Source organism: Streptomyces sp. SID3343 (genome assembly GCF_009865215.1).
In the GTDB taxonomy this organism is placed as follows: domain Bacteria; phylum Actinomycetota; class Actinomycetes; order Streptomycetales; family Streptomycetaceae; genus Embleya.
In genome coordinates this window covers 1-7,860 of record NZ_WWJX01001513.1, presented here as the reverse complement: position 1 = coordinate 7,860, position 7,860 = coordinate 1, and the positions used below count along the sequence as shown (strand labels likewise).

Below are 7,860 nucleotides of genomic sequence, written 5' to 3'. Positions count from 1 at the left end.
CGGCCGGCAGGTCGCCGCCGGGCAGCGCGGGGAGCTTGGTGTTGGGTACCGCGATGGCGACCGGGGTCGGGCCGTAGGGGCGGTTGACCGTGACGTCGGCCAGGTAGGCCAGCAGTCGCGTGCCGCGGTCGGCGCCGGGGCGCGAGCGGACCAGGTCGGGGCGCTCGTCGATGAACGACGTGGTGATCCGGCCGTCCTGGAAGGACGGGTCTTCGAGCACGGCCTGCAGGAACGGGATGTTCGTAGCGACGCCGCGGATGCGGAACTCGGAGACCGCGCGCTTGGCCCGGGCGACCGCGTCGGTGAAGGTCCGGCCGCGACAGGTCAGCTTGACCAGCATCGAGTCGAAGTACGGCAGCACCTCGGCGCCGGTGTACGTGCCGCCGTCCAGACGCACGCCCGCGCCGCCCGGCGAGCGGTACGCGGACACCGTGCCGGTGTCGGGGCGGAAGTCAGCCGCGGGGTCCTCGGTGGTGATCCGGCACTGCAGGGCCGCGCCCTGGACCCGGATCTCGCTCTGCACGAGACCGAGGTCGCCCAGCGTGGCACCGGAGGCGACGCGCAGTTGGGCCTGGACGAGGTCGATGCCGGTGACCTCTTCGGTGACCGTGTGCTCGACCTGGATGCGCGGGTTCATCTCGATGAAGACGTAGCGGCCGCGCTCGTCGAGCAGGAACTCGACGGTGCCCGCGTTGCGGTAGCCGACGGCCTCGGCGAAGCGCACCGCGTCGGCGCAGATCCGGTCCCGCAGTTCGGGGGCGAGGTTGGGCGCGGGCGCGATCTCGATGACCTTCTGGTGCCGTCGCTGCATCGAGCAGTCGCGCTCGTACAGGTGCACCACGCCGCCGTCGGCGCCCGCGAGGATCTGTACCTCGATGTGGCGCGGGCGGATCACGGCCTCTTCGAGGAAGACCGTCGGGTCGCCGAACGCGGTCTGCGCCTCGCGCATCGCGGTCTCGATCGACGAGCGCAGGTCCTCGCGGCGGTCCACCTTGCGCAGCCCGCGGCCACCACCGCCGGCGGCGGCCTTGACGAAGATCGGGAAGCCGATCGCGTCCGCGGCGGTGACGAGGGCGTCCACGTCGGCCTGCGGCGCGGCGGTTTGGAGCGTCGGCAGTCCGGCGCCCTTCGCGGCCTCCAGCGCCCGGACCTTGTTGCCCGCGAGCGAGAGCACCGCGGCCGAGGGGCCGACGAAGGTGATGCCGTTTCTCTCGCACGCCTCGGCCAGCAGCGGGTTCTCGGACAGGAAGCCGTAGCCGGGGTAGATCGCGTCGGCGCCGCACGCGAGCGCGGCACCGACGATGGTGTCCACGTCGAGGTAGGCGCGCAGCGGATGACCTCGCTCGCCGATCTCGTAGCTCTCGTCCGCTTTCTGACGATGCAGGGAGTGACGGTCCTCGTACGCGTAGACGGCTACCGTGGTGATGTCGAGCTCGGTGGCGGCGCGCAAGGCGCGCACGGCGATTTCGCCGCGGTTGGCCACCAACAGCTTGCGGATCACGAGCTACGTACCTCCTTGCCCGGGGTGTCCGGGTGCGGGGGAAATCGGGACGGGATGCCTCGGAACGATCAGGGTGCCTTGCCCTGGGTCGTGCCAAGGCACCGGGGTCGAACCTGCGTGACTTTAGGACACGTGTGCAGGTGCCCCGCAGGGTCGGTCCACATGCCGGGCACCCATGGGCTGCTCGAATATGCGTTCTCACCTGCAATTATCGGGTTCGACCGGACCATTGTGACCTTCCTCGCAGCCCGCATCGCGAGACGCGTCGGCATTGTCGAAGCGGGTGGATACCGAGACGATCGACACAGTCTCGTGTGGTGGTCGCTCGCGCGAGGTCTCGGAGGTTGTGGTGCTCGCTCGCGCGAGCCGGAAAACGAGGAGCACTGTGCGGTTTCGGATGGGCCTGACGGCCGCGGTGTCGGTCGTCGTGTTGCTGTCGGCCGGGTGTGGCGGCGACGACGACACGAAGGCGGAGGACGACCAGGTCGTGCCCACCGCCTCGGACGGCGGGACGGGCGGCGGGAGCGGCGGGGCGGGCGACCTGCGGACGGTCGACGCGTGCGCGGTACTGACCGCGGAGCAGGTCTCGAAGGCCCTTGCGATGCCAGGTCTGTCGGCCGTGCCGAACGCGCTGGGTTGCGACTACGGGCCTCCCGACAACGCGCCGGTGGTCAGTACCATCGCCACCCGTTCGAAGACCGCAGGCGGTGTGGACAAGGCTCTGGCTGCGTATCTGGGCACGCTCGGCGACGTCCGTACCGAGAAGGTCCCGGACCTCGGCGACAGCGCGGTCTACGTCCAACCCGGCACGATCGGCGGTGTGTTGCTGGTCGCGGTCGGGCGCGGCGACGAGACGGCGTTGTTCTCCCTCAACGCGGGTGGCGGCGAGCCCTCTCCCACCAGGGACCAGCTCGTCGGCCTCGCGAAGGAGGCGTTGGTCAAGCTCTGAACCGTGTCCGGACCCGGCGTCGCGGCGTCGCGGCCGTCCGGGGGCCGGCGCCGGGCCGCGGGACGTGTCGGCGGACTACGCGCGCGTGCGGGATGCTCGCCGCACAGCTCGCGTAGCCCGCCTTCCCGTCGGCTACGGGTGCCGGCGGGTATTGCGTCCACAGGTTTCGCCGGCTGTCCGGCTGTCCGGCTGTCCGGCTGTCCGGCTGTCCGGCTGTCCGGCTGTCCGGCTGTCCGGGTTTACAGGTACTGCTGGACCGTGGGCAGCAGGTCGTTGAACGTGTTGCCCTTGGCGGGCTGACCTATCGCGGTCAGCACCCAGCCGCCCGCTCCGCGCCCCAGCTTGACCATGATCTGCGCGTTGTGCGCGCCGGACGCGGACAGTTCGTAGCGCACGACCTCGCTCTCGTCGCTCTCGTCCACGAGTCGGCAGAACGCGCCGGACACGCGCGAGAAGTCGTCGCTGGAGAACGCGCTGACCGTGAACACCAGCGTGGTGACGCGCAGCGGCAGGGCCGCGAGGTCCACGATGATCGACTCGTCGTCACCCTCGCCCGCGCCGGTGGTGTTGTCCCCGGTGTGCGTGACCGCACCGTCCTTGGACACCAACTGCCGCGGCCACACCGTGTCGACGAGGTGACCGTCGGCGTCGAACAACAGGCAGGACGCGTCCAGATCGACGCCGGTGAGCGCCTGCAGGCCCGGACGCAGGCCCTCGTGCCGTATCGGGTCCCACCCGAGCCCCATCCGGACCCGACCGATCGGCGCCCCCTCCTTGCCGATGGTGATGCGTTCCCCTTGTGCGAGAACGACCGTCATCGCAACTCCCCTCCGCGATGGTCCCCCGAATGATGCGCACCGTCGGGTGACGGACACATGGATGGACAGCATCTTGGCGTGAATCGGTCACTCGGGGGCGGGTTTTGACGGTGTGTTGGAATGATCTCAGTTGGTTCGGTGGTGACGCCGACCGCGCATGACGGTCCGTCACGAGACTCGCTCGCGTCGTGAGTGTCGTGAGTAACGTGAGTGACCTGAGAATTGTGAGTGACGTTACGTCAGGCGGCCGCGCCCGTCTTGGGCGAGCTCGGGGTCGCGCTCGCCGACGAGCGCTTGGGGATGTCGATCACATCACCGGCCGGCGGCTGGTCGACCTTGACCGGCTGGTCGAAGTCGCCGTAGCTGACCGTCCCGCTGTTCTCGGCCTCCTCGGACACGACCATCACCGGATAGGGCCTGCCGCCCTGGGCCTCGATGTAGACCTTGCCGTCGTCCTTGCCGGGGGGACCCGTGAGCGGGATCATCTTTCGGCCGTTGACGGTCTCGGTCGGCAGCTTGACGCCGTTCTCGGGGAAGCTCTTGAGCACGGCGCCGGGGTCGGCCACCGTGGTGATGTTGCGGAGGCTGCGCAGGCTGTCGTCGTTGGTCGAGCCCTTGAGCCACTTGCCCGCGAGCAGCTTCGCGGCCATCTCTCCGTCGACCGTGCCCACCAACGTGCGGTAGGCGCTCTCGTCGCCGCGAATGTACATCGCGCTGCCGATCCGACGAACCTCCAGGCGCACACTGCCCTGTTCGATGGTGCCCACGAAGTTCTCGCTGGCGCGATCCACGCGCAGGTCGAGCTTCATCGCCTTGCCCTTGGACGTGACGTCGGCGACGACGTGCACGGTCTTGATCTTGCCGGCGGACTGCTTGGCCCGCCGCACGAGTTCCCCGACGCTCAGGCTCTCGTTCTCGACCTTCTCGTCCAGGCCGGACGTCAGCCCGCTCTCGCCCGGCGATGCGACCGGACCCGTGGGCGCACCGGTCGAGTTGCGAATCGTCGAGAGTGGGCTTTCCCCGTCCGAACCGCACGCGCTCAGCATTCCCAGCGACACGACCACCGCCCCCGCGACGGTGACGCCCCGGAGCCCCCGCACCCCAACCGCGGCATTTCGACGCACAGTCACTCCTTGCTCCGACGTTGTCCCTGGTACTGAGACGGAGCGCACGTCGTTCGGGTTCCCCGGCGGCGCGCCCACCCGTCCGCCCTTCGGAGCCGCCCGTTGGTCGATCAGTCGGTGAGCAGCTTCTTTTGCACCTTGCCCATCGCGTTGCGGGGCAGATCGGCCACGAACACCACGCGCCGCGGCCGCTTGTGCGCCGACAGTCCGCTCGCGACGTAGTCGACTAGCTGACGCTCCGTCACCTCTTCGGACCGCACCACGAACGCGACGATCTCCTGGCCCAGATCGGGGTGCGCGACCCCGATCACGGCCGCCTCGCGCACCGCGGGATGGGCGAGGAGCGCGCTCTCGACCTCGCCCGCGCCGACTCGGTAACCACCGGTCTTGATCAGGTCGGTCGACGCGCGCCCGACGATCCGGTGCCAGTTGTCGGCGCCGATCACCGCGACGTCGCCGGTCTTGAACCAGCCGTCGGGGGTGAGCGTTTCGGCGGTCGCGTCGGCGCGGTCGAGGTAGCCCTGGAACAGCGTCGCCGACCGGATCTGCAGCTCGCCGACGGTTTCGCCGTCGTGCGCGCAGCGACTGCCGTCCTCGCCGACCAGGCGCGTCTGGACGCCGTCGATCGGCAGGCCGACGAAGCCGGGCCGGCGTTCGCCGTCGGCGCGCGTACTGATCGTGATCAGTGTCTCGGTCATCCCGTACCGCTCGACCGGTCGGTGCCCGGTCAACTCGGCGACGGACGCGAACACCGGTACCGGCAACGGCGCGCTGCCGGATACGAGCAACCGCGCACCGGCCAGCGCCCGGGCCGAGGCCGGGTCCTGGGCGATCCGCGACCACACGGTGGGCACGCCGAAGTAGAGGCTGCCACCGGCCTGGGCGTACGCCTGCGGCGTGGGCCGGCCGGTGTGTACGAGCCGCGACCCCGTCCGCAACGCGCCCAGTACGCCCAGGATCAGCCCGTGCACGTGGAACAGCGGCAGGCCGTGCACGAGTGTGTCCTCCGACGTCCACGCCCACGCGTCGGCAAGGCCGTCGAGGCCGGCGGCGATCGCGGCGTGCGGGACCAACACGCCCTTGGGCGGACCGGTGGTACCGCTCGTGTACAGGATCAGCGCGGTGGCGTCCGGCGTGGGGTCCGGGTACGTGGTCGCCGACCGCGCGGCGAGGTCGATCGGCACCGTCGGCAGCCCGGAATCGTCCCACGGCCCCGGCGCGAGCAGCAGCGCGGCCTTCGAGTCGCCGAGGATGTGCCCGCGCTCCAGCGGCCCCGAATCCGGCGGCACGGGCACGACCGGTACGGCGGCGAGCAGCCCGGCGAGTACGGCCACCACGGTCGACATCTCGGCGGTCGCCCGCACCGCGACCGAGGGCGCCCCCGCGATCCGATCCGCGAGCGCCGCGGCGGCCCCGAACAGTTCCTCCCGCGACATCGCCTCGCCGGCGACGGTGACCGCGTCGGCCCGGTCGGGCACGGAATCAGCGCGGGAGACGAGTGGGAACACGACGCAACCTCCACAAACGGAGCCGAACGAAAACGGAACCGAACGAAAGCGGAACCGAACGAAAGCGGAACCGACACCGAGCCGAACGAGCCGACCGAACCGACCCCGCCCCGATGCTATTCGCCACGCCGGGCCCCGAGTGCGAGGCGGGCGCGTGCGGGAGGTCGGCAACGCATCCGGGATCGCTACGCGCCGTCGACGGCCCGGCCGCGCGTTCGAGCCGCCGCACACCGGAGCCACGAGGAGGGCGGACCGGAACCGGCCCAGACCTCTTCCGGCCGACCTCATCCCCTTTCGCAGCCCCTGACCTGCGACGAAGCTGTAACTCGCCGACAGGGAGCGACGCCCGGACGTCGCCTTCGATCGGCGCCACACCGCAGGATGCGTAGCCGGAGACCTCTCCGTTCCGCTGCGCGTCGAGTCGCGTTCGACTCGCTGATCAGCTGCGATCCAGCGCCGCGATCTCGTCCCGACGGCCGTTCCCAACGGACGGCTGCCCCGGACGAGTCCACTCGGCCATCCACACCACTTCGACATTCAGGGGTACCGCCATGCCTTCCAGGGCTTCCACTCGACTCGTGCACATCGCGCTGGCCGCCGCCATCGTTTCCTCCGGCGCCGTCGTCACGACGGCGCTCGGCGCCGGCGCCGCCCAGGCGACGAGCACCCACGTCACCGCAGCCGCGGCCGCCAACTCCACCGTGTCGGGACCGATCACCCGCTCCGAGGTCCTGGAGCGGGCTCGCTACTGGTACGACCGGCGGGCGAACTTCGTGTACAACCAGGGCGGTTCGTACCGGGATTCCACCGGAACGTCGTATCGCACGGACTGTTCCGGTTACGTCTCCATGGCCTGGCACCTGGGCTACAGCCCGAACACCGTGGGTCTGGCGGACACCCAGACGTACGAGATACCGCGCTCGCAGCTCAAACCGGGCGACATCCTGAACTCCTACTACGACCACGTGATCCTGTTCGAAAAGTGGGACGACGACGCGCACACCACGTTCTCCTACTACTCGTTCGGCCACACGCCGGTCGTGCACCGGACCGGTGTCTCGATCAACGCCACACTCGACGGCCACCCCAACGGCGATTACAAGGCCCTGCGTTACAAGAAGATCGTCGACGACTCCGTCAATCCGACCACGTTGCCTTCGGGCACGTTGGTGAAGTCGGCGAACAACGCCTCCGTCAAGGTGATCATCGCCGGGGCCGGTCTTCCCGTCGCGGGCTCCGACGTGGGCCCCGACCACTACGACCTGAGCAAGATCGTGATCGTGGACGACGCGGCCTTCAACGCCCTGTCGACCACGCCGCCCAGCGGCACGGTCGTCCACGACCAGGCCGGCGGTGCGAACCGCTACGTCGTGGTCGACGGCGCGGCGCTGCCGATCACCGGCGCGGAATGGACCGCCGACGGCTACGACACCCGCCCCGACATGGGCGTACCCACCTCCTGGCTGCAAACCGCGACGAACAGCACGCCCTCCACCGGACTCGTCCTGATGGACCAGTCCGGCACGGACGCGAGCCGCTACGTGATGGTCGACGGCGCCGCACTGCCGATCTCGGGAGCCGAGTGGACCGCGAACGGCTATGACACCCGGCTGCTGATGGGCGTCCCCGGCACCTGGCTCAGGAGCGCGGTTTCGAGGACTCCGTCCACCGGAACCGTACTGATGAACCAGTCCGGCACGGACGCGAGCCGGTACGTGATGGTCGACGGCGCCGCACTGCCGATCTCGGGCGCCGAGTGGGACACCGACGACTACCGGCTCCGGCCGCTGATGGGCGTTCCCGGAACCTGGCTGCAGGCGGCGGTGGCCCGTCCGCTCCCGAACAAGACCGTGGTCACCGCCTACAACAACGGCGGCGGAACCGTCTACGTGATGGCCGGCGGCATGGCGGTCCCGTTGTCCTACGCCGACTTCACCGGCATGGGCTACGACAAGGCACC

At 70.0% G+C, this 7,860-nt stretch carries 6 protein-coding genes; 2 read left to right on the top strand and 4 right to left on the bottom strand.

Translation table 11 applies throughout. The features are described 5' to 3' along the window. Positions 1-1,501, bottom strand: a 1,501-nt coding sequence (locus GT354_RS47630) for a biotin carboxylase N-terminal domain-containing protein (protein WP_161364048.1), incomplete at its 3' end; no start/stop codon positions are given. A gap of 385 nt (positions 1,502-1,886) precedes the next feature. Here GT354_RS47630 and GT354_RS47625 point away from each other — a divergent pair. Further along, positions 1,887-2,450: a hypothetical protein gene (locus GT354_RS47625; protein WP_161364046.1), complete on the top strand. Its 564-nt coding sequence runs from the start codon at positions 1,887-1,889 to the stop codon at positions 2,448-2,450. 239 nt (positions 2,451-2,689) lie between these two features. Here GT354_RS47625 and GT354_RS47620 read toward each other — a convergent pair whose 3' ends face one another. The 3 genes from GT354_RS47620 to GT354_RS47610 form a co-directional block, all read right to left on the bottom strand. Next, positions 2,690-3,268 (bottom strand): TerD family protein, encoded by a 579-nt coding sequence (locus tag GT354_RS47620; RefSeq protein WP_161364044.1) that lies wholly within the window; start codon positions 3,266-3,268, stop codon positions 2,690-2,692. A 239-nt stretch (positions 3,269-3,507) separates the two neighbouring features. Beyond that, positions 3,508-4,392: a hypothetical protein gene (locus GT354_RS47615; protein ID WP_161364042.1), complete on the bottom strand. Its 885-nt coding sequence runs from the start codon at positions 4,390-4,392 to the stop codon at positions 3,508-3,510. Between the two features lie 110 nt (positions 4,393-4,502). Continuing rightward, a complete protein-coding gene (locus tag GT354_RS47610; RefSeq protein ID WP_346012505.1) occupies positions 4,503-5,900 on the bottom strand; it encodes an acyl-CoA synthetase in 1,398 nt (465 codons plus the stop codon). 551 nt (positions 5,901-6,451) lie between these two features. Here GT354_RS47610 and GT354_RS47605 point away from each other — a divergent pair. Then, positions 6,452-7,860 (top strand): hypothetical protein (locus GT354_RS47605; RefSeq protein ID WP_161364040.1); only part of this gene is annotated, 1,409 nt, incomplete at its 3' end.